The organism is Streptomyces sp. NPDC040622 (assembly GCF_055593965.1).
Genome location: NZ_JBVIXD010000003.1, coordinates 481,379 through 503,617, shown reverse-complemented (window position 1 = coordinate 503,617; position 22,239 = coordinate 481,379). Strand labels below are relative to the sequence as shown.

At 69.4% G+C, this 22,239-nt stretch carries 19 protein-coding genes and 2 tRNA genes; 10 read left to right on the top strand and 11 right to left on the bottom strand.

Annotated elements, in window-relative coordinates:
- Window positions 1-46: 46 nt before the first annotated feature.
- The gene (locus ACZ592_RS10680) at window positions 47-1,846 is read right to left on the bottom strand and encodes a serine/threonine-protein kinase (protein ID WP_471581150.1); all 1,800 of its coding nucleotides are present in this window, start codon (window positions 1,844-1,846) and stop codon (window positions 47-49) included.
- Between the two features lie 49 nt (window positions 1,847-1,895).
- Window positions 1,896-2,444, bottom strand: a complete 549-nt coding sequence (locus ACZ592_RS10675; RefSeq protein WP_471581149.1) for a helix-turn-helix domain-containing protein — start codon at window positions 2,442-2,444, stop codon at window positions 1,896-1,898.
- 182 nt (window positions 2,445-2,626) lie between these two features.
- Between ACZ592_RS10675 and ACZ592_RS10670 the strand changes: the two genes are divergently transcribed.
- A tRNA-Ala gene (locus tag ACZ592_RS10670) sits at window positions 2,627-2,699 on the top strand.
- Between the two features lie 91 nt (window positions 2,700-2,790).
- Here the strand turns inward: ACZ592_RS10670 and ACZ592_RS10665 are convergent.
- Complete coding sequence (locus tag ACZ592_RS10665) at window positions 2,791-3,309, bottom strand: flavin reductase family protein (protein ID WP_471581148.1); 519 nt, start codon at window positions 3,307-3,309, stop codon at window positions 2,791-2,793.
- Between the two features lie 162 nt (window positions 3,310-3,471).
- A complete protein-coding gene (locus ACZ592_RS10660; protein WP_471581415.1) occupies window positions 3,472-4,185 on the bottom strand; it encodes a DUF5324 family protein in 714 nt (237 codons plus the stop codon).
- 331 nt (window positions 4,186-4,516) lie between these two features.
- Between ACZ592_RS10660 and ACZ592_RS10655 the strand changes: the two genes are divergently transcribed.
- Window positions 4,517-5,050 (top strand): peptidylprolyl isomerase, encoded by a 534-nt coding sequence (locus tag ACZ592_RS10655; protein WP_471581147.1) that lies wholly within the window; start codon window positions 4,517-4,519, stop codon window positions 5,048-5,050.
- Between the two features lie 115 nt (window positions 5,051-5,165).
- Complete coding sequence (locus ACZ592_RS10650; RefSeq protein WP_471581146.1) at window positions 5,166-6,062, top strand: rhomboid family intramembrane serine protease; 897 nt, start codon at window positions 5,166-5,168, stop codon at window positions 6,060-6,062.
- A gap of 259 nt (window positions 6,063-6,321) precedes the next feature.
- Here the strand turns inward: ACZ592_RS10650 and crgA are convergent, their stop codons facing one another.
- The gene (gene crgA / locus ACZ592_RS10645; protein ID WP_356260983.1) at window positions 6,322-6,579 is read right to left on the bottom strand and encodes a cell division protein CrgA; all 258 of its coding nucleotides are present in this window, start codon (window positions 6,577-6,579) and stop codon (window positions 6,322-6,324) included.
- A 142-nt stretch (window positions 6,580-6,721) separates the two neighbouring features.
- On the opposite strand from crgA, the gene ACZ592_RS10640 reads away from it, so the two are divergent.
- The 5 genes from ACZ592_RS10640 to ACZ592_RS10620 all read left to right on the top strand — a co-directional run bounded on the left by ACZ592_RS10640 (window position 6,722) and on the right by ACZ592_RS10620 (window position 11,313).
- Window positions 6,722-7,492 carry a DUF881 domain-containing protein gene (locus ACZ592_RS10640; protein WP_471581145.1) on the top strand — a complete coding sequence of 257 codons (771 nt, stop codon included), beginning with the start codon at window positions 6,722-6,724 and terminating at the stop codon, window positions 7,490-7,492.
- A 78-nt stretch (window positions 7,493-7,570) separates the two neighbouring features.
- On the top strand, window positions 7,571-8,290 hold the full coding sequence (locus ACZ592_RS10635; RefSeq protein WP_471581414.1) for a class E sortase: 720 nt from the start codon (window positions 7,571-7,573) through the stop codon (window positions 8,288-8,290).
- Window positions 8,291-8,500: 210 nt separating this feature from the next.
- Window positions 8,501-9,154: an aminodeoxychorismate/anthranilate synthase component II gene (locus ACZ592_RS10630; RefSeq protein ID WP_471581144.1), complete on the top strand. Its 654-nt coding sequence runs from the start codon at window positions 8,501-8,503 to the stop codon at window positions 9,152-9,154.
- Entirely contained in the window at window positions 9,151-10,554 is a 1,404-nt protein-coding gene (locus tag ACZ592_RS10625) for a class E sortase (protein WP_471581143.1), read from the top strand. The genes ACZ592_RS10630 and ACZ592_RS10625 overlap by 4 nt, the downstream gene beginning before the upstream one ends.
- Before the next feature lie 24 nt (window positions 10,555-10,578).
- Window positions 10,579-11,313 carry a class E sortase gene (locus ACZ592_RS10620; protein WP_471581142.1) on the top strand — a complete coding sequence of 245 codons (735 nt, stop codon included), beginning with the start codon at window positions 10,579-10,581 and terminating at the stop codon, window positions 11,311-11,313.
- Window positions 11,314-11,429: 116 nt separating this feature from the next.
- Here ACZ592_RS10620 and pknB read toward each other — a convergent pair whose 3' ends face one another.
- From pknB to ACZ592_RS10590, 6 genes are all read right to left on the bottom strand, one after another.
- A complete protein-coding gene (gene pknB, locus ACZ592_RS10615) occupies window positions 11,430-13,448 on the bottom strand; it encodes a Stk1 family PASTA domain-containing Ser/Thr kinase (protein ID WP_471581141.1) in 2,019 nt (672 codons plus the stop codon).
- Between the two features lie 168 nt (window positions 13,449-13,616).
- Complete coding sequence (locus ACZ592_RS10610; protein WP_471581140.1) at window positions 13,617-15,080, bottom strand: peptidoglycan D,D-transpeptidase FtsI family protein; 1,464 nt, start codon at window positions 15,078-15,080, stop codon at window positions 13,617-13,619.
- Window positions 15,077-16,504 (bottom strand): FtsW/RodA/SpoVE family cell cycle protein, encoded by a 1,428-nt coding sequence (locus ACZ592_RS10605; RefSeq protein WP_471581139.1) that lies wholly within the window; start codon window positions 16,502-16,504, stop codon window positions 15,077-15,079. The genes ACZ592_RS10610 and ACZ592_RS10605 overlap by 4 nt, the downstream gene beginning before the upstream one ends.
- 26 nt (window positions 16,505-16,530) lie before the next feature.
- Entirely contained in the window at window positions 16,531-18,084 is a 1,554-nt protein-coding gene (locus ACZ592_RS10600) for a Stp1/IreP family PP2C-type Ser/Thr phosphatase (protein ID WP_471581138.1), read from the bottom strand.
- Window positions 18,085-18,215: 131 nt separating this feature from the next.
- Entirely contained in the window at window positions 18,216-18,734 is a 519-nt protein-coding gene (locus ACZ592_RS10595; protein WP_471581137.1) for an FHA domain-containing protein FhaB/FipA, read from the bottom strand.
- A gap of 10 nt (window positions 18,735-18,744) precedes the next feature.
- A complete protein-coding gene (locus tag ACZ592_RS10590) occupies window positions 18,745-19,635 on the bottom strand; it encodes an FhaA domain-containing protein (RefSeq protein WP_471581136.1) in 891 nt (296 codons plus the stop codon).
- A gap of 553 nt (window positions 19,636-20,188) precedes the next feature.
- Between ACZ592_RS10590 and ACZ592_RS10585 the strand changes: the two genes are divergently transcribed.
- Window positions 20,189-20,275: transfer RNA gene (locus ACZ592_RS10585), tRNA-Leu, on the top strand.
- 260 nt (window positions 20,276-20,535) lie between these two features.
- Window positions 20,536-22,002, top strand: a complete 1,467-nt coding sequence (locus ACZ592_RS10580) for a DUF2252 domain-containing protein (protein ID WP_471581135.1) — start codon at window positions 20,536-20,538, stop codon at window positions 22,000-22,002.
- Window positions 22,003-22,239: the final 237 nt, after the last annotated feature.

Sequence of the window (22,239 nt, the reverse complement as noted above, 5' to 3'; positions counted from 1 at the left end):
AGAGGCTCTCTCAGGGGCTCGCGCAAGGGCTGTCTCAGAGCCTCGCTCAGAGCTGGGTGAGCGCCCAGACGCCGATCGCGAGGCAGGCCAGCGCGACGAGCAGCATCGGCGCCGCGACCTTCGCGGGTGGTCCGGGGCGTTTCTGCCGGGCGTGAAGGGCCGTGGCGAGGGGCTGGGGAATGGGTGGTTTCGAGGACGGAACCTGGGTGGCGTGAGCGGTGTATGGATAAGTAGAGGCAGGGGCGCGGTACGCCGAGGACGTCACGGCTTGTGCGGGGCCGTGGGGAGGCGTGGGTGACGTGACCTGGTGCGCGGCCTGATGAGGGGAGGGCACATGCGTGGGTTCGGGCCGAGGGTCAGGTATGGGTGCCCGCAGTGGCATCGGAGTGGGGGGAGTGGACGGCTGGGGCGGCTGAGGTGGTTGCACGGGCGGGGGCAGGTGGAAGCTGCCGGTGTCCGAGGTGCCGGAGGGCCGCATCGGAGCTCGCGCCGGATACGGAGCATGCGCCGGATACGGAGTCGGAGTGGGCGGCGTGGGAGTGGGCGGCGTGGGAGTGGGGGTCTGTGTGAAGCCCTGAGGGTCCGGCGAGCCCTGAGAGCCCTGCGTCGGTGTCGGAGGCGGTGCGGGAGCCGGAGTCTGAGTCGTCCAGAGGGCCGGGCCGTGCGCCGGTGGGGGAGCCGAATCCGGTACCGGTGAGGGGGTCGGAGTCGACGACGGCGTGAGCGGTGCGAGTGCGGGCTGTGTCGGCGGGGGCGGGGGCGGTGTCTGCGGGGGCGGTGTCGAGGATGCGCCGGGTATGGCGTGGCCCGTAGCGGAGTGCGACGCCTGACCGTGCGTGTGGACGGCGGCCGCGTGGCGGGGGGTGTTGGCGGGCGGCAGATCGGGGGCTTGAGCGGGCGGGAAGTCGAGTGCGTGGCGGGGTTCATGGCTGGGCGCGTGGCCAGGCCGGGGCCGTGGCGGACGTGTGAGGGGGCCATCGGGGCCGAATCCCGTGGGGAGCGGGGCCAGTTGGTCGAAGATCTCGATCAGTTCGTCGTCGGGGCCGGGCTCGGGCAGCATCTCCGTGGCCGAGGCCAGTGCCTTGCGCGCGCCCGTGGCGGTGCGGAAGCGCGTCTGGGGATCGGGCTGGAGCAAGGTGGCGATGACCTGCCAGAGGGGCTCGGCGATGCCCTGTGGGGCGCGTGGCGTGCCGTGCTCGGCGAAGTACTCGATCAGCGCCTTGGCATCCGGCTTGGCACCCTCCAGGAGGTACAGGGCGACCAGGCCCACGGCGAAGAGGTCCGCGGTGAAGTCCGGTTCGGCGCCCAGCATTTGCTCGGGGGCGAAGTAGCCGGGCGTGCCCACCACGTAGTCGGTCTCGGTCAGCCGGGGCTCGCCCTTGCGCATCGAGATACCGAAGTCCGACAGGCGCAGATGAGGGCGCCCGGCACCGGTGGCCTCCAGCAGAATGTTGGCCGGTTTGATGTCACGGTGCACGACGCCCTCGGCATGGACGGCCGCGAGACCGGAGAGGAGCTGGTCGAGCAGGGTGCAGACGAAGCGGGGCGGCAGCGGGCCGTAGTCCCCGATGACATGGGCCAGCGAGCCGCCGCCGATCAGGTCCATGGTGAACAGGACCTTGTCGTCGTCGGCGGCCCAGCTGGCGGGCGCGAGCACATAGGGGTGGTCGATCCGCAGGGCCTGTTCCCGCACGAACCTCAACAGGGAGTGCGCGTCGCTCTGTTGAAGGACCTTGGCGGCCACGTACCGGCGTCGCCGGTGGTCCCAGGCGCGCCAGACGGCTCCGACTCCTCCGTGCCCGATCGGGTCGACCAGTTCGTACCGGCCGGCGAAGACCTCACCCATGGTCGCGCTCCGCTCCCCTTCCGGGCCGCGCGGCGGCCCGGTCGACGGCTCAGCTCTGGTGCGCCTCGTAGTGGGCGACCGCGTCCGCGGTGCGCCCGGCGCCGTACACCCGGAGGAACTCTGCCAGCTCGGGGTGGGTCGGGGCGAGGGAGTCGGCGGCATCGATGATGTCGCCGGCCGCCGCCACCGAGCGCAGCAGTGACTGGATCTCGCGCACCACGCGCTTGACGGTGGGTGCGCCCGAACTGGTCGCGTTCTGCGCGGTGTTGGTGAGGACGGAGCCGCCCTGGGACTTCTTGATCTCGTCCATGCGGTCGGTGGCCTCGGCGGCGCTCACACTGCCGTCCGCGACCTGGCCCGCCAGTTCCTGAAGGAGCTGGACGCGCTGGACGACCGCGGGATTGCCGATCTTCGCGCGCTGACCGCTCATCAGCTGGGACAGCATGGGCGCGGACAGTCCGAGGACTCCGGCGAGGCGTGCCTGGTTCAGGCCCAGATCATCGATGAGGCGTCGGAAGAGCGCCCCCAGCGGCTCCCCGTACCAGTTCCGCTGGAGCTCCCGTGCTCTCGCGGTGGTGTCTTGCTGTGCGGCGTCCATTGCGTCTCCCCATCGCTTCCCCTAAGACCGTGGTTCGCTGCCGCGAACCACGTCGTGCATCTTACGGAGCGTGGTCGTGGACCGGGACCCCCAATCCTTTTGCGAGATCTGGGGGGTGACCCGGTACTCTGGTCTGCGATGCACGCCGGGAGGTGATTCTTCCGGTCCGTCGTATCGCGTACGGGGCCTTAGCTCAGTTGGTAGAGCGCTGTCTTTGCATGGCAGATGTCAGGGGTTCGACTCCCCTAGGCTCCACATCGCGGAGAGCCTCTCTGATCTGTGGAAACGCAGGTCAGAGGGGCTCTTTCTCGTGTGACGGGCAGGTGACGGGCGCACAGGACCGGGCTTACGCGGGGTGGCCGGCCGTGATGTCGCTCGCGTCGTGCAGGGTCAGCGAGGTGTGGCCGCCGGGTGCGGCCGGGGTGTGGACGGCGAGCGGGTCCAGGAGAAAGGCGACGTGGTCGCCTCCGTCGAAGCGGTCGTGGACGCGTCCGGCGAACCAGGCCAGGGCGTCAGTCAGGACGATGGTGCCGTCCGGCCCCTCGTGCCGGGCCAGGCCGGCGAACTTGTCGGTCTCCGCGCCGCAGAGCGATCCGAAGCGTTGGGCGAGGTCGTGCCGGTGGCGTGGCAGCAGGTGGACGGCCAAGGTGCGTGCGGTCAGGGCGACGCCGTAGGTGTGGTTGGCCTTGGAGAGCCATACGGCGAAGCGGACGGGGTCCAGGGAGCACTGGCCCGCGAAGCCGACCAGGCAGCCCGCACGTCGTCCGTCCGACGCCGCGGTGACCACGTACACGGAGGGGTCCGCGAGTGCGGTGAAGGCGGAGAGGTCCTCGTCCATGTCCATCTGCCCGTGGTTGTCGTCCACCGGTTGGCTGTCCTCCCCCGGTTGGTCGTCCAGTGGTGAGGGTCGAGCGGGTCTGGGGCGGTGTTTCACGTGAAACACCGTGGGGCGGGAGACTCAGATGGCCTCCCGCCCCACGGCGTCATTCTGCGTACTGGCGCACTCAGGCACTCAGGGGCTCAGGCACTAGCCCCGCTTGTCGCGGTCCGTCGCCTCGGCCTCGGCCTGCTTGGCCTGGACCTCGGGGTCGAGGGATGTCTGGCCGGAGCCGTCGACCGACGTCAGCGGCGTGCTGTCCGGGACCTCCGTGGCCGCGGGCGGCTCGACCAGCCAGTCGGGGTTGGCCTGCTTGTCCCACCACTTCCACGCGACGACGGCACCGCCCGCGAGGATGCCGAGCACGGCGAGGCCCTTGGCGAGGCGACCCGCCCTGGCCCGGCGCTCGTGCTTGCGGGTCAGCCGCTGGACTTCCTTCGCCGAGACCTGGCCGCGCAGCGCGGCGAGGGCCGCGGTGCCACGGGACGCGGCCTCGTCACGGACGGGCTGTGCGGCGGCGACCGCCTGCTCGATCCGGGGCTTGGAGTAGTCGGCGGCCTGGCGGGCGGCCTTGCGGGTGCGGGCAGCGGCTTCGTGCGCGGCGTGGTCGACCTTCGGCGGCACATGCGTGCGGGCCTGCTCGACGCGGGGTGCGACGTGGGCACCGTACTGGACACGGGCCTGCTCAGCAGCCTGCTGGGCGGCCTGCGACACCTTGGGCGCGAGCCGTACGCGGGCCTCGTGGGCGTACTGGGTGGCCCGGTCCTTGGCCGTGTCGGCATAGGGTGCCACCGCGTCCGCGGCGTGACGCACGCTGTCCTTGGCCGAGCCGGTCGCGGCGCGCACGCTGTCGATGCGGGTCACGGGATCCTCCTCCTCGGTGGCGTATAGGTCTGTCACCTTTCCACCCTTTCAACGATCATGCCTTCCGGATCGCTCCAAGGCATGCGAGGGCGGGCATCCGGGTCATGGGATCTGACGCCGGCCAATCTCCGAATCCACTCTGAACAAGGAAAAGATCTCTGCTCCGCCGATCGATCGGCGCGGTCCGTTCAATTCGATCGAATCGGTGCAACAAGAGCTCTTGGCCGACAATGCCACGAATCGCTTCGACGCGCGCCCACTCGGTGGCTACTCGTCCCAATCCGGTCCGTGCGAGGATCGGGGGGTCACAGAAGACAACGGAAGGCAGATCGTGGCTGAGCAGCTTTACGCCACCCTGAAGACCAACCAGGGCGACATCGAGGTCCGGCTTCTGCCGAACCACGCGCCCAAGACGGTCAAGAACTTTGTTGAGCTCGCCCAGGGCGAGCGCGAGTGGGTTCACCCTGCGACCGGCAAGAAGACGACGGACCGGCTGTACGACGGCACGGTCTTCCACCGGGTGATCAGCGGTTTCATGATTCAGGGCGGTGACCCCCTGGGCAACGGCACGGGTGGTCCGGGCTACGAGTTCGAGGACGAGTTCCACCCCGACCTGGCCTTCGACAAGCCGTACCTGCTGGCCATGGCCAACGCCGGCCCGGGTACCAACGGCTCGCAGTTCTTCGTGACTGTGTCGCCGACGGCGTGGCTGACGCGCAAGCACACGATCTTCGGTGAGGTCAGCAACGACGCCGGCAAGAAGGTCGTGGACGCGATCGCTGCCGCTCAGACCAACCCGCGCACCGACCGCCCGGTCAACGACGTGGTCATCGAGTCCGTGGTCGTCGAGACCCGCGACGCCTGACCTGCGCGTACCGCGAGGGAACCAATCCGCCCCGCCCGTCCGTAAGGAAGGGCGGGGCGGTGCGTTGCCACGTGTGCCGCCACAGTGCCTTCGTACGGAGATTTGAGGGGACCCCATGGACCAGGCGCCAGGCAGCCCGCAGGAGTCGCAAGGGGCGTCGGGCCTGCCCGGCTGCTACCGGCATCCGGACCGTGAGACCGGCATCACCTGCACGCGCTGCGAGCGCCCCATCTGCCCCGAGTGCATGATCAGTGCCTCGGTCGGCTTCCAGTGCCCGGAGTGCGTCCGCGGTGGTTCGGGCACCGGTCACGCGCCGGAGGCCAACCAGCCGCGCACGGTCGCGGGCGGGGCGATCACCGCCGACCCGCGCCTGGTCACCAAGGTCCTGGTCGGGCTGAACCTCGCCCTGTTCCTGGTGCAGCTGGCGGTCGGCGACCGCTTCACCGACCGGTTCGACCTGCTGGGGCGCGCCTTCGTCCCGGAGTTCGGCTCGGTCGAGGGTGTGGCCGAGGGGCAGTGGTACCGCCTGGTGACGGCGATGTTCCTGCACAGCAGCTACATGCACATCGCCTTCAACATGCTCAGCCTGTGGTGGATCGGCGGCCCGCTCGAAGCGGCCCTCGGCAGGGTCCGCTACCTCGCGCTCTACGCGGTGTCCGGGATCGCGGGCAGTGCGCTGACGTATCTGCTCGAAGAGCCGTTCCGGCCCTCGGTCGGGGCCTCCGGCGCGATCTTCGGGCTGTTCGGCGCGACCGCCATCCTGATGCGGCGGCTGAACTACGACATGCGGCCGGTGATCGCGCTGCTGGCGATCAACATGGTGATCACCTTCTGGTGGCCCAACATCGCCTGGCAGGCCCACGTCGGCGGGCTCGTCGGCGGTGTCATCGTCGGCTACGCGATGGTCCACGCGCCCCGCGAGCGGCGGAACCTCATCCAGTACGGCAGCTGTGCGCTGGTGCTGGTCGTGGCTGTGGTCATGGTCCTCGTACGGACCGGGCAGCTCACCTGACGTACCCACGTTGTCCACAGCGGGTGGTGGATCTTGTGCATGTTGTGGGGAACAACCGTGCCCCTTGTCCCTGACCTGGGTTTCCCCAGGAAGGACAAGGGGCGAGCGGCGAACAGGGAACCGGTGGGCCAGTCACACCGGCGTCAACCGGCTGAAGGTTATCCACAGATCTTCAGACCTTTTCCCCATGTGGATAGCGCTGTGGATAACTCAGGGCAGGGCTTGCGCTCGGGGCGTTCGTCCTACCCGGGTCCGGGCCCTACTTCCACTGCGTGGAGACGCCGAACCCCGCGGCGATGAAGCCGAAGCCGACCACGATGTTCCAGTTGCCCAGCGGGTCGATCGGCAGCTTGCCGTCCGTGACGTAGAAGACGACGATCCAGGCGAGCCCGATGAGGAACATCGCCAGCATCACCGGAGCGACCCAGCTGCGGTTGGTCAGCTTGATGGCCGTCGCCTTCTTGGAGGGCGGCGGGGTGTAGTCGTCTGCCTTCTTGCGGATACGTGACTTCGGCACGAGGGTTTCTCCTGTCGATGCGCTGCGTGGCCGCGCAGGTAACTGTGGGCTGGCGCCGGGCGGGGCACTACAGGGAGCTGAACCCTCCCCCGGGCGTCCGTTAGCGTAGTGCTTCCGCGGCGCTGAAGGAGATAAGGGTACGTTGAGCAATTCTCCCGACTCCCACAAAGGTGCCGGTCGTCGCCCCCGATGGCGTCCGGTTCGGGTGCTTACGGGTGCTGTTTTCGCCCTTGCCGGGCTGATCTTCTTCACCAGTTTCAACACGGCCAAGGGCACCAACATCCGCACCGACGCCTCTCTGCTGAAACTCTCGGACCTCATTCAGGAGCGCAGCCACAAGAACGGCGCGCTGGATGAGTCCAACGGCACACTGCGCGACGACGTCGAATCGCTGGCCCAGCGCGACAGCGGCAGCACCAAGGCCGACGACGCCCGGCTCAAGGCGCTCGAGGAGAACGCCGGCACCAAGAAGCTGAACGGCGACGCGGTCACGGTCACCCTCGCCGATGCCCCGCCCAACGCCACCGCCAAGCTCCCCGGCTATCCCGAGCCCCAGCCCAACGACCTCGTCATCCACCAGCAGGACCTCCAGGCCGTGGTGAACGCCCTCTGGCAGGGCGGCGCCGAGGGCATCAAGGTCATGGACCAGCGCCTGATCTCCACGAGCGCCGTGCGCTGCGTCGGCAACACGCTGATCCTCCAGGGCCGGGTCTACTCCCCGCCGTACAAGGTCACCGCGGTCGGTGACACCGACAAGCTCAAGACCGCCCTCGCGGCCTCGCCCGAGATCCAGAACTACATGCTGTACGTCAACGCGTACGGACTCGGCTGGAAAGTGGACGACGACGGGGCGGTGACTCTTCCCGGCTACTCGGGCACAGTGGATCTCCACCACGCGAAGCCCGTGGAGTAGAGGCTCTTGCGGCGGTAGCGGCTGCCGAGGCCGTGGAGAACGGCGGATCAACCCCTGGGGAGGGACCGTCCTGTGTCCGTGCGTGTGCTCATCAGGTCGTTCAGCGAACTGTGCATCACCGTCGGTACGTTGATCGTGCTCTTTGTCGTGTACGTCCTGTTCTGGACCGGCGTGAAGGCCGACAACGCCATGGACAGCCAGATCGACAAGCTGCAGGACCAGTGGGCGCAGGGCGCGGTCGCCGCGGGGACGGGCGGTAAGGGCGCGGACGGCGAGGGTACGGACGACGGGGCGGCCGAGAGCTCGCCGAAGGAGCCCGCCGCCTACCAGGACGGCAAGGCCTTCGCCGTGATGTACATCCCGCGGTTCGGTTTCACGTGGAACAAGCCCGTGCTCCAGGGCACCGGAACCGACATCCTCAAGAAGGGCCTCGGCCATTACGCCTCCACGGCCCGGCTCGGCCAGAAGGGCAACTTCTCCGTGGCGGGCCACCGCCGCACCTACGGGGACCCCTTCAAGGACTTCCCGGAACTGCGCCCGGGCGACCCCGTCGTACTGACCGACGGCTCGACCTGGTTCACGTACCGCATCGACAAGAAGCCCTACAAGACGCTCCCCGGCGACATCGGTGTCATTGATCCCGTGCCGCGCAAATCCGGCTATGACGGCCCGGGACGTTACCTCACCCTTACGACCTGCGAACCAGAGTGGGGCCACAGCCACCGGCTGATCGCCTGGGCGCATCTGGATGCGACCCAGCCCGTGGAGGCCGGGAAACCGGAGGCACTGCGCCGTTAGTCTGGTGCGGTACGGCGAGGGAGGCCTTCCCGTACGTGACGGAAGGGACGGCATGTACGGCTGGATCTGGCGGCATCTGCCGGGAAACGCATGGGTGAGGGCGCTGATTTCGCTGCTGCTCGTCTTCGCGGTGGTCTATGTGCTGTTCCAGTACGTCTTCCCGTGGGCGGAGCCGCTGCTGCCCTTCAACGACGTGACGGTGGACGGCCAGTGAGTACCGCGAGCGGCCGCAGCCGCATCCTCGTCGTGGACAACTACGACAGCTTCGTCTTCAACCTCGTCCAGTACCTGTACCAGCTGGGTGCCGAGTGCGAGGTCCTGCGCAACGACGAGGTCGAGCTCCGCCACGCGCAGGACGGCTTCGACGGCGTGCTGCTCTCGCCGGGTCCCGGCACCCCGGAACAGGCGGGCGTCTGCGTCGAGATGGTCCGGCACTGTGCCGCCACCGGCGTGCCCGTCTTCGGCGTCTGCCTCGGCATGCAGTCCATGGCCGTGGCGTACGGCGGCGTGGTGGACCGCGCCCCGGAGCTGCTGCACGGCAAGACCTCCTCCGTCCGGCACGACGGCAAGGGCGTCTTCGCGGGCCTGCCGTCGCCGTTCACCGCCACCCGCTACCACTCGCTGGCCGCCGAGCCCACCACCGTCCCGGCGGAGCTGGAAGTCACCGCACGCACGGAGGACGGCATCATCATGGGGCTGCGCCACCGCGAACTGCTGGTCGAGGGTGTGCAGTTCCACCCCGAGTCGGTGCTCACCGAGCACGGCCACCTGATGCTCGCCAACTGGCTGGTGGAGTGCGGCGACACCGGAGCCGTGGCCCGATCGAGCGGCTTGGCCCCGGTGGTGGGCAGGGCCACGGCGTGACCGCCCTGCGCCCCGAGCGCGACTCGTCCGGAGCCCCGCATGACGCGAACGACGCGTACGGGGGCGCCGATGCGTTCGAGGCGGCGGTCGATCACCTGGACGACCCGCTGACGGATCCGCTGCCGGGGCAGCACCCGTCGCCGTGGTTCCGCAGCGGGCAGGGCGAGGCCCAGGCCGCCCAGGAGCCGACCGCGCAGCCCCAGGAGGCCCAGGCGCGGGAGTGGTACGACCCCGAGGGGTACGCGCGCGACTGGTACGGGCAGCAGGAGCAGCGGCAGTCGCAGCAGGTGCAGGAGCCGCAGCCGTACGCACCGCAGGTGCGGGAGTTTCACCAGCCGCAGCAGCCACAGCCACAGCCGCAGCCGCCCGCTCAGACGCCGGAGCCCACGTACGAGCAGCTCTACGGCGCCTACGCCCCTGAGCAGACCGCCCAGCAGCCCACCCCCACGTACGCCCCGGAACACGCCTCCGAAGCCGAGCAGATATCAGGCGGCCAGGCATCCGGCGGCCAGGCGCCCGACGGCCAGGCATCCGACGGCCAGACGGTGGGCCTGCGGACGGTGGACACGCACCGCCGCACGGCCGAGCCGGACGACGAGCGCCCCACGGAGGGCCGGGCCGCGCGCCGCAGGGCCGCCAAGAAGGGCGGAAGCCGCCCCGCAGGGCCGCCCTCTTCCGGTGCGCCCCTCTCCCGCCTGGAGGCCCGCCGCGCGGAGCGTGCCCGCAGACCGTCGCCGGGCGCGGTGATCAGCCGGGGGCTCGGCGAAGTTTTCATCACCGTCGGTGTCCTGATGCTCCTCTTCGTCACGTACCAGCTGTGGTGGACGAACATCCGGGCCCACCAGCAGGCGAACGGCGCCGCCCATGACCTGCAGGAGAGCTGGGCCAAGGGCAAGGGCAAGCCCGGGACCTTCGAGCCAGGGCAGGGCTTCGCGCTGCTGCACATCCCGCGCCTGGACGTCGTCGTCCCGGTCGCCGAGGGCATCGACAAGCAGAAGGTCCTGGACCGCGGGATGGTCGGCCACTACAACGAGGGCGGCACCAAGACCCCGATGCCGGATGCCAAGAAGGGCAACTTCGCGGTGGCGGGCCACCGGAACACCCATGGCGAACCGTTCCGCTACATCAATCGCCTGGAGCCGGGCGACCCCATCGTGGTGGAGACGCAGGACACGTACTTCGTCTACAAGATGGCGAGCATCCTGCCGCAGACCTCGCCCGGCAACACCAGTGTGATCGGCGCCGTACCGCCCGGATCGGGCTTCACCAAACCCGGCCGGTACATCACACTGACCACCTGCACCCCGGAATTCACGAGTAAGTATCGAATGATCGTCTGGGGCAAGATGGTCGAGGAACGGCCGCGCAGCAAGGGCAAGCCGAGCGCGCTCGTGAACTAGAACGGTGAGAACGGGGCACATCGAGTGGCAGCCACGACCGACGACGAGAAGCGGGCCGAGGCGCCCGCACCCGCTCCCGCACCGCGACGGCGGGGTCGCGGCCCCATCGTCACCGCGGTCAGCGTCTTCGGTGAACTCCTCATCACCGCGGGCCTCGTGCTCGGTCTCTTCGTCGTCTACTCGCTCTGGTGGACGAACGTCATAGCGGACCGTGAGGCGCACAAGCAGGGTGACCGCGTGCGCGACCGGTGGGCGGGCGGCCCCGGCTCCATCGACACCAAGGACGGCATCGGCTTCCTGCACGTCCCCGCGATGGGCGGCGGCGAGGTGCTCGTCAAGGCGGGCACCAGCAGCAAGGTCCTCAACGACGGCGTCGCCGGCTACTACAAGGACCCGGTCAAGTCGGCCCTTCCGCAGGACAAGAAGGGGAACTTCACGCTGGCCGCGCACCGCGACGGGCACGGCGCGAAGTTCCACAAGATCGACAAGATCAAGAAGGGCGACTCGATCGTCTACGAGTCGCGGGACAAGTGGTACGTCTACAAGGTGTACGCGACGCTGCCCGAGACCTCGAAGTTCAACGTGAAGGTCCTGGACCCCGTCCCCAAGGAGTCGGGCGTGAAGAAGCCGGGCCGCTACATCACGCTGACGACCTGCACGCCGGTCTACACCTCGCGCTACCGGTACGTGGTGTGGGGCGAGCTGGAGCGGATCGAGAAGGTCGACAACAAGAGGACGCCGCCGGCCGAGCTGGAGTAGGGCCGTCCGCCGCGGACGGAGCCGAGGAAGCGCCGGCCGCCGCCGCACACGTCGGAGCCCCGGTACCGCTCAGCGGTACCGGGGCTCCGTCGTATGGCCGGGGTGGGAGGGACCGGTCAGTTCAGGACTCCCCAGTCGCCCCAGTCGTGCTCATCGCGGTTGCCGCCGTCGTTGTCGCCGCCGTTGTCGCCACCGCCGTTGTTGCCGCCTCCGCCGCCCGCGGTGGTCAGGTTGACCGCCGAGCCCGGCGCGACCTTCTCCCCCGCGTTGGGCTGGGGCAGGACCACGAGGGCGTCGTCGTCCTGCGGACCGGTGATGGTGCCGACCGTCAGGCCCGCGTCCTCGATCGCCTTGCGGGCGTCCTTCAGCTTCTGCCCCGCGAGCGGCGGGACGGTCGCCTCTTCGGCCTTCTTGGCCACCTGGACGTTGACCGTGGAGCCGGGCTCGGCCGAGGTGCCGGCCGCGGGCGTGGTCTTGATGACCTTGCCCTCGTCGACGTCCTCGCTGGCGACGTCCTGGCGGGCTGCCGAGAAGCCGTTGTCCTTGAGCTGCTTCTCGGCGGCCGCGTAGTCGAGGCCGGTGACATCGGGAACGGAGGTGAGCTTCTTCTCCTGGGCGACGGTGAGCGTGATCGTCTCGCTCTTCTCGATCTTGCTGTCGCCCGCCGGGTCCTGGTCGATGACCTTGCCCTGAGGCCGGTCGGACTCCTGCATCTCCTTCTCGATGCTGGTGAAGCCCTTGCCCTTGAGCTGCTTCCTGGCCTCTTCGTAGCTGAGGCCCTGCACGTCCGGAACCGTGATCTTCGGGGAGCCCGTCGACACCGTCACCGAGATGGTGTCGCCCTTCTTCACGTCGGCGTCCACCCCCGGGTCCTGGTCGCAGATCTCGCCCTTCGGGAACTTCGCGCAGGCCTTGCGGTCGCCGACCTCAAACTTGAGGCCCACGTTCGCGGCCGACTTCTTCGCCTCGGCCTCGGTCTCGCCGACCAGCTTCGGCGCCTTCAGGGATCCGTCGCTGCCGCCGTCCCCGGTGAACGCCCACTTCCCGATGAGGATCGCCCCCACCAGGACCAGGACGCCCGCGAGGACGAGCAGCCAGGTCGAGGTGTTGTTCTTCTTCTGGCGGCGGCCACGGCCCTCGTCGTAGCCGTAACCCCCGTCGTCCGGGTTGACCGGCGGCATCATGGACGTCTGGCCGCCGCCGTTCTGCGGGCGCAGCATCGCCGTCTGCTGGTCGGCGCCGTAGCCGTCGGTCCCGTAGCCGACCGCGCCCATCGCGGCGGTGGCCGCGACCGGCTGGCCGTCGAGGCAGGCCTCGATGTCGGCGCGCATCTCGTCGGCCGACTGGTAGCGGTAGTCCGGGTCCTTGGTGAGGGCCTTCAGGACGATGGCGTCCATCTCCGGAGTGATCTCTCCGTCGAAGACGCTCGGGGCCTGCGGCTCCTCACGTACGTGCTGGTAGGCCACCGCGACCGGGGAGTCGCCCACGAAGGGCGGCCGGACGGTCAGGAGCTCGTAGAGCAGGCAGCCCGTGGAGTAGAGGTCCGAGCGGGCGTCGACCTGCTCGCCCTTGGCCTGCTCCGGGGAGAGGTACTGCGCCGTGCCGATCACCGCGGAGGTCTGCGTCATCGTCATGCCGGAGTCGCCCATGGCGCGGGCGATGCCGAAGTCCATGACCTTGACCTGGCCGTTGCGCGTCAGCATGACGTTCGCCGGCTTGATGTCGCGGTGCACGATGCCGTTGCGGTGCGAGTACTCCAGGGCCTGGAGGATGCCGATCGTCATCTCCATGGCCCGCTCCGGCAGCAGCTTGCGGCCGGAGTGCAGGAGCTCACGCAGTGTGGAGCCGTCGACGTACTCCATCACGATGTACGGGATGGAGACCCCGTCGACGTAGTCCTCGCCGGTGTCGTAGACCGCGACGATCGCCGGGTGGTTCAGCGAGGCGGCCGACTGGGCCTCACGGCGGAACCGGGCCTGGAAGGACGGGTCACGAGCGAGGTCCACCCGCAGCGTCTTCACCGCCACCGTGCGGCCGAGCCGGGTGTCGTGCGCGAGGTACACCTCGGCCATGCCACCACGGCCGAGCACCTGGCCCAGCTCGTACCGGCCGCCGAGGCGACGCGGCTCTTCCATAGCTAATCCAGCCCTCTCCGTCGGTCCCGACCGCACCGTTGTGTGGTCCGGCGGTGTGCTGTCCGGGCATACGGTACCCGGATCGACTTGCGTGACCTGGCCGCGACCGTCACCCGATACCGGACCGGTACCGCAACGTGCACCGATGTGGAGAGGCCGTGATGGGGGTCACTTCTTGCTGTCGATGACTGCCTTCATGACGTCCTTGGCGATCGGCGCGGCGAGGCCGCCACCGGAGATGTCCTGGCGGCTGGCGTCGCTGTCCTCGACGACCACGGCGACGGCGACCGGCGAACCGGAGTCCGTCTTCGCGTACGAGATGAACCAGGCGTAGGGGTTCTTGCTGTTCGCCACGCCGTGCTGCGCCGTACCCGTCTTTCCTCCGACAGTGACGCCGGGAATCTTGGCCATGGTTCCCGTGCCCTTGTCGACGACCGTCTCCATCATTTCCTGGAGCTTCTGGGCGTTCTCCTCCGAGAGCGGCTCGCTCATCTCCTTGGGCGAGTGCTTCTCGACGACGTCGAGGTTGCGCGCCTGCAGCTCGCTGACCATGTACGGCTCCATGAGCTTGCCGTCGTTGGCGATCGCGGAGGCGACCATGGCCATCTGCAGGGGGGTGGCGGCCGTCTCGAACTGTCCGATGGAGGACAGCGCGGTCTGCGGCCTGTCCATGTCCTCGGGGAAGTTGGAGGCGTTGGAGCGGACGGGGATGAACTGCTCGGAGTTGAAGCCGAACTTCTTCGCCGTCTCCAGCATCTTGTCCTTGCCGAGATCGGAGCCGATCTTGCCGAAGACGGTGTTGCAGGACCAGCGCAGCGCCTCACGCAGCGTGGCGTCCTTGCAGGGGATGTTGCCCTCGTTCTTGAGGGGCTGCGTGGTGTTCGGCATCGTCCAGGGCAGCGGGGAGTCCGTCTTGCCGTCGATGTCGTCGTAGAGGCCGTGCTCCAGGGCAGCCGCCGCCGTGACCACCTTGAAGGTGGAGCCGGGCGGGTAGGTCTCGCGCAGCGCGCGGTTGACCAGCGGCTTGTCCTTGCTCTTGTCGAGGTCGAGGAACTTCTGGGCCTCGTCGTTGGTGTTGCCCGCGAAGTCCCCCGGGTCGTACGACGGCGTGGAGGCCAGCGCAAGGATCGCGCCCGTGGACGGGTCGATCGCGGCGGCGGCGCCCTTGCCGCGGCCCTTCAGACCGTCGTACGCGGCCTTCTGCGCGGCGGAGTTGAGGGTCGTGACGACATTGCCGCCCTCCTTCTTCTCGCCGGTCAGCATGTCGAGCGTGCGGCGGAAGAAGAGCCGGTCGTCGTTGCCGGTGAGGATGCCGTCGTCGAGGTTCTCCAGCTGGTTGGCGCCGATGCGCTGCGAGGAGTAACCGGTGACGGGGGCCCACATGGGCCCGTCCTTCCAGGTGCGCTTGTACTTCAGGTCGCTGCCCGGGGTCGCCTTCGAACCGGTGATGGGTTTGCCGTCGACGATGATGTCGCCGCGCGGCTGCGAGTAGCGCTCGATGGTGACGCGGCGGTTCTTTTCGTGCTTGGCGAGGGAGTCCGCCTGGACGTACTGGAGCCAGTTGTCCCGGGCGAGCAGGGCGAAGACGAGCAGCCCGCAGAAGATCGCGATCCGGCGCAGGGGCTTGTTCACGGTCGGACCACCTGGGTCATCTCGGCGTCGGGGTTCGGGGCGGGGGACGGCGCCGGGCGGCGCGCGGTGTCGCTGATCCTGATCAGGATGCCGATCAGGGCCCAGTTGGCGATGACGGAGGAACCGCCGTTCGCGAGGAACGGCATCGTCATACCCGTCAGCGGGATGAGACCCATGACGCCGCCGGAGACGACGAAGACCTGGATGGCGAAGGCGCCGGAGAGGCCGATCGCGAGGAGCTTGCCGAACGGGTCGCGGGCGGCGAGCGCCGTGCGGACACCCCGCTCCACGATCAGGCCGTAGATCAGCAGGACCGCCATGATCCCGGCCAGACCCAGTTCCTCGCCGTAGGTGGCGAGGATGAAGTCGGAGTTGGCCGCGAAGCCGATGAGGTCGGAGTTGCCCTGGCCGAGACCGGTGCCGAGCACGCCGCCCGAGCCGAACGCCATCAGGGACTGGGCGACCTGGTCACTGCCGGTCGAGGCGATGACCGCGTCGGAGAACGGGCTCAGCCAGGCGTCGACGCGCTTCTGTACGTGCGGCTCGAACGTGGCCACGCCGACCGCGCCGACCGCGGACATCAGCAGACCGAAGACGATCCAGCTGGTGCGCTCCGTGGCGACGTACAGCATCACGACGAACATGCCGAAGAACAGCAGCGACGTACCGAGGTCGGTCTCGAAGACGAGGATCAGGATCGACATCGCCCAGACGACGATGATCGGCCCGAGGTCACGGCCGCGCGGGAGGTACAGCCCCATGAAACGGCGGCTGGCCAGGGCGAGGGCGTCGCGCTTCACCATCAGGTACCCGGCGAAGAAGATCGCGATGACGATCTTGGCGAACTCGCCGGGCTGGATCGAGAAGCCGCCGAGGTGGATCCAGATCTTGGCGCCGTTGATGTTCTGCCCGATGCCGGGCACGAGCGGCAGAAGGAGCAGAACGAGGGCGCCCACCATCGAGATGTACGTGTACCGCTGCAGGATGCGGTGATCCTTGAGCAACAGAAGTACGCCGACGAAGAGCGCGATACCGATCGCGGAGTACATGAGCTGCTTCGGCGCCGAGGCACTGAAGGCACCGAACTGGGCCTTGGCCAGGCTCTGCAGCTTCTCCGACTGGTCGAGCCGCCAGATGACCACCAGGCCCAGGCCGTTGAGCAGCGTGGCGAGGGGTAGCAGCAGCGGGTCGGCGTAGGCCGCGAAACGGCGGACCACGATGTGGCCGACCGCGGCGAGAAGTCCGAGGCCCAGGCCGTAGCCGAGCATGCCGGACGGCAGCTTGCCGTCGAGCGCCAGGCCTACGTTGATGTAGGCGAACAGCGGGATGACGACCGCGAACGCGAGCAGCGCGAGCTCGGTGTTGCGCCGGCTCGGCGCTCCGATCGCGCCGATCGTCGACGTGTGTGTAGTACTACTGCTCATGGCGTGCAAGGGCCCCCAACGGCTGCTTACTGCTTACCGCACAGCGGGACCAGCTTCTGCTCATCCTCGGAGAGGCTGGGGCCGGGTGTGGGAGTCGGTGCGGTCTCGGACTTGTTCTTGTCGGTGCTGTCGTTCTTGTTGTTCTTGTCGTTCTTGCCGGTCGCCGAGGAACTCGGGTCCGGGTTCGGCTCGGTGCGCAGCCCGGTCGTGCCGCCGGCCTCGCCCTCGCCGGTCTTGGCGTTGTTCTCGCGCTCGACCTCGCGGCGCTCGGCGTCCTTCTTGCAGGCGGAGGCCTGCAGGCCGAGCTCCGTGATCTTGCCCGTGGCCTCGTCGAGGTTGTCCTCGGGGATGGTGGCCTCGACCTGCTTGCGCTGGTAGGGCGGCAGGTACTTGAGTTCGATCTCGGGGTGGTCCTTCTCGACCTTCGACAGACTGACCCAGGCCAGATCCTGGTCGATGCCCCGGTAGAGGGCGATGTGCTTGTCGTTCGTGCCCACGTAGTACTGGGTCTGCGTCCAGCGGTAGCCGCCGTAGAGGCCGCCGCCGATCACGGCGAGCGCGAGCGCCGTGTAGAGCGATCTCTTGAGCCACTTGCGGCCGCCGCTGCGGGGCTTGACGAAGTCCTCGTCGTCGTAGGCGCCGAAGCCGCCCTCGGGGACGTACCCCGTGGTGTCGCCGCTGCCGGGCGGGCCGAAGCCACCCCCGGAGGGCTGTGGCGGCACCGGACGGCCGAGGCCGGACGCGCGGCCCGCGGGGGTCTGCATGGCGCCGTCGTCCTGCGCCTGGAGCTGGTTCTCGGCGACCGCGCCGACCACCACGGGGGTGTCGGACAGCTGTCCCGCGAGGGTGTCGCCGCTGTCGATGTCCAGGACGTCGGCGACGATCACGGTGATGTTGTCGGGGCCGCCGCCGCGCAGCGCGAGCTGGATCAGCTCCTGCACGGTCTCCTGGGGGCCCTGGTAGCTGGCGAGGGCCTCTTCCATCGTCTGGTGGGAGACGACGCCGGACAGCCCGTCCGAGCAGATCAAGTACCGGTCGCCGGCGCGCACTTCGCGGATCGACAGATCCGGCTCGACGTGGTCGCCGCTGCCCAGCGCGCGCATGAGGAGGGACCTCTGCGGGTGGGTGGTGGCCTCTTCCTCGGTGATGCGGCCCTCGTCGACCAGGCGCTGCACCCAGGTGTGGTCCTGGGTGATCTGGGTGAGGACGCCGTCCCGCAGGAGGTAGGCGCGCGAGTCGCCGACGTGCACGAGACCGAGGCGCTGGCCCGTCCACAGGAGGGCGGTCAGGGTCGTCCCCATGCCCTCGAGCTGGGGGTCCTCCTCGACCATGAGGCGCAGCTGGTCGTTGGCCCGCTGCACGGCGGTGCCCAGCGAGGTCAGGATGTCCGAGCCGGGGACGTCGTCGTCGAGCGTGACGAGCGTCGAGATGACCTCGGAGCTCGCCACCTCACCCGCGGCCTGGCCCCCCATGCCGTCGGCGATCGCGAGGAGACGCGGGCCGGCGTAACCGGAGTCCTCGTTCCCCTCCCGGATCATGCCTTTGTGCGATCCGGCGGCGAAGCGCAAAGACAGACTCATGCGCACCTCGCCCGTCGGCTCCGGGTACATCCGCACGGTGCCCACCCTCCGGTCGGGAGCGCGCCGGCGTCCAGTCCCCGGACAGCCGCTTCGGCTCGCTCGCTCCGCTCGCGCTCTTCCATGACGTAGTACTACTTCCGCAGCTCGATGACGGTCTTGCCGATGCGGATCGCCGTGCCCAGCGGAATGGGCGTCGGGGTGGTGAGTCGGGTCCGGTCGAGATACGTGCCGTTGGTGGACCCGAGATCCTCGACGATCCACTGGCCGTCACGGTCCGGGTAGATCCTGGCATGCCTGCTGGAGGCGTAGTCGTCGTCCAGCACGATCGTCGAATCGTGCGCACGGCCCAGCGTGATGGTCTGGCCCTGCAGTGCGACGGTCGTCCCGGCGAGGATGCCCTCGGAGACCACCAGCTTCGTGGGGGAGCCACGCCGCTGGCGGCCACCGCCACCCTGCTGCTGTCGCTGCTGCGGAGGCGCGGCGGCCTGCTGCTGGCGGGCGGCCTGTTGGGGTCGCTCGCGGCGCGAACCGCGCTGTGTGACGCGCGTTCCGAACAGGTCGCTGCGGATGACCTGGACGGCCACGATCACGAACAGCCACAGAACGGCCAGAAAACCTAGCCGCATGACCGTCAGGGTCAGCTCTGACATTGCCCCCGCTTCACCCTTCGGCTTGCCGGTAAACGATGGTGGTTTGACCCACGACGATCCGCGAGCCGTCGCGGAGCGTAGCGCGGGTGGTGTGCTGCCCGTCTACCACGATGCCGTTGGTAGACCCGAGATCCTGGATCGTCGAGGGCGTTCCGGTCCGGATCTCACAGTGCCGGCGGGATACGCCGGGGTCGTCGATCCGCACATCGGCGTCGGTGCTGCGTCCCAGCACCAGCGTCGGGCGGGAGATCTGATGGCGTGTGCCGTTGATCTCGATCCAGCGCCGCACCTGGGCGCCCGGAAGTGGTCCGGCACCGGGGCCCGCGGGCCTGTTCGGAGCCGGGGACTGCCCGCCGGGGCGACCCGCGCCGGGCGGGGGCGCGGCGGGCATGGGAGGTGCGCCTCCGGGAGCGCCGGAGGGCGGCTGCGGGTAGCCGCTGCCGCCGCCTGCGCCGCGGCCGGGAGCCGCGGGGGCGCCACCGGGGCCGCCGGGGCCCGCGGGAGCGTGCTCGGGCGCCTGGGAGCTGCTGGAGGCCAGGGTGCGGCTGCGCACGCGGTACAGGCCGGTGTCGAGGTCCTCGGCCTTCTCCAGGTGCACCTTGATGGGGCCCATGAAGCTGTAGCGCTGCTGCTTCGCGTAGTCCCGCACCATGCCGGAGAGCTCGTCGCCCAGCTGGCCCGAGTACGGGCTCAGCCGATCGAAGTCGGGGGCGCTGAGCTCCACGATGAAGTCATTGGGTACGACGGTCCGCTCGCGGTTCCAGATCGTCGCGTTGTTGTCGCATTCACGCTGGAGTGCGCCGGCGATCTCGACGGGCTGGACCTCGGACTTGAACACCTTGGCGAAGGTGCCGTTGACCAGACCTTCGAGGCGCTGTTCGAACTTCTTCAGGACTCCCATGGGGCACCTCCTCCGTCGTAGTCATCCTGGTACTGCTTACTGATCGTATCCACGCGCCGGGAAATCGGCTGGTTCCCCCTGTCCGCCCGGTCGACGAGTGTCGCCTCTCACAAGGCATTCCCGCATCGGCGCCCAGGGATCCTCCCAGGACCCCTGAGAGGGCCCTGATCCGTGCCCCGGGCACCCCGTACGGGCAGTTGCTCGGGACGCCTGCTCGAGCCTCCTCTTACAGGGGGATCGTAGAGGGGGCCCGAAGCCAGTGTCCCGCACCTGGCTGTGGACCTCGGTGAGCCCGGTCGGGGCGGGGTCGGGGCGGATGCCGGTGGACGGGGTGTGCGACCGGGTGCGGGCCGGGGTGCCGAACGGGACGGAACCGGTCCGAGCGCCGGTCGGGGCCGTGCCGGGACTCGACGCGGAGCGACCGGGGTCAGCCGGATCTCCTGGGCAGGTGCCCCCGTAATCGGATGTGAATCCACCCGCTGCAGCGTGCTAATCTTCTGGATGTCGGCAGGCGCTCGCACCACACAGTGAGAGACCCAAAGACAGCACCCATGCGCGGGTGGCGGAATAGGCAGACGCGCTGGATTCAGGTTCCAGTGCCCGAAAGGGCGTGGGGGTTCAACTCCCCCCTCGCGCACCATGAGGAAGCGGTCCTCCTCCGGATGAAAGTCCGGAAGGGGGCCGCTTCTTTTTGTGCGCCCGCGGCGTGTGCCGGGCAACCCGGAGAGGCTGTTCGAGGTCTCGCTCACAGCTCTCGCCCACAGCGCCCGTCTACCCGGTGGTGATGTATGTCACCTGTGCGTCATCGGAGTTATCCACAGGCTCTGACGAGGGGCGGAGGGCGGCGGTACCGTCGAGGCCTGATTCGGGGACGGGCCGATGGCCGGCGGGGGCGAAAACATGGTGGATCTCGACGGAAAGATTCCTGGGCAGCGCAGGCTGCGGGGGCAGGGGAAGCGGTCCGGGCGGGGCGAGCGGGTGCCGAGGGTGCCGGGCTTCGCCGAGTGGCCCGCACCGGGGTCGCCCAAGGCGGAGGGCAAGGAGCTGCGGCGCCGGGTGCCGCGTGCCGCGCACGCGGAGTTCGCGGTGGACGGCGGGCGGCCCGATCCCGTGGCCGCCGTGCTGGAGACCAACCGCAGCCGGCTCCCCGAGCTCGCGCCGATCCGGGTCGGCAGGATGACCGCCTCTCCCTTCGCCTTCCTGCGGGGCTCCGCCGGACTCATGGCGTACGACCTCGCGCGCACCCCGCTCTCCGGCATCGGGGCCCAGATCTGCGGGGACGCGCACGCGGCGAACTTCGGGCTGTACGGGGATGCGCGGGGCGGCCTGGTCATCGACCTGAACGACTTCGACGAGACGGTGCACGGTCCCTGGGAGTGGGACCTCAAGCGCCTGGCCGCGTCCCTGGTGCTCGCGGGGCGCGAAGCGGGCGCTAGCGAGGACGCCTGCGAGGAGGCGGCGCTGGACGCCGTCGGCGCGTATCGCCGCACCATGCGACTCCTTGCGAAGCTCCCCGCCCTCGACGCGTGGAACGCCATCGCGGACGAGGAGTTGGTCTCGCACACGGACGCGCGTGACCTCCTCGGCACCTTGGAGCGGGTCTCCGAGAAGGCGCGGCAGAACACGAGCGCCCGGTTCGCGGCGAAGTCGACGGAGCGGGTTCGGGGCGCGGACGGGGCCGAGGGACGGCGCTTCGTCGACGCACCGCCCGTCCTGCGGCGCGTGCCGGACGCGGAGGCCGCCTCGGTGGCGGCCGGGTTGGGGGAGTATCCGGGCACGCTGACCGAGGACCGGCTGCCGCTGCTCGCGCGGTACGCGATCCAGGACGTGGCGTTCCGTGTCGTCGGCACGGGCAGTGTCGGCCTGCGGTCGTACGTGGTGCTGCTGCTCGACCACCGGGGCGAGCCGCTGGTGCTCCAGGTGAAGGAGGCACGGCCCTCCGTACTGCTGCCCCATCTGCCGGTGGCCGGCTTCAAGACGCCGGAGGTCCCGCACGAAGGACACCGGGTGGTGCTCGGCCAGAAGCGGATGCAGGTGGTCAGCGACTTCCTGCTCGGGTGGACGACGGTCGACGGACTGCCCTTCCAGGTGCGTCAGTTCAGGAACCGCAAGGGAAGCGTGGACCCGGCCGCACTGGCCGCCGACCAGCTCGACGACTACGGCCGCATGACCGGCGCCCTGCTGGCCCGCGCACACGCCCACAGTGCGGACCCGCGCCGCATAGCGGGGTACTGCGGCAAGAACGACGAGCTCGACGAGGCGATCGCGCGGTTCGCGACGGCCTACGCGGGCCGCACGGAGGCGGATCACGCGCTGCTGGTGCGGGCGGTCAAGGAGGGGCGGGTGGCGGCGGAGGCCGGAGTGTGACGTGAGAGACGTGCGGGGAGCGCGGGAGTACGAGGGACGCGGAATGTGCGGGATGCCTGGGACGGGCGGTGTGCGGGGGTGGCTCGAACGGGACGCGGCCCGGGAAAGGCGGGCTTCCAGGGCGGGGCCTGGCGTGGCCTAGGCTGGACGGGTGACGACCCCGGAAGCCGAGCCGACGCAGCCCGAGACTCCTGACACTCCCCCCGAGGAGGCGCAGCAGTCCGGCTCCGAAGGGCG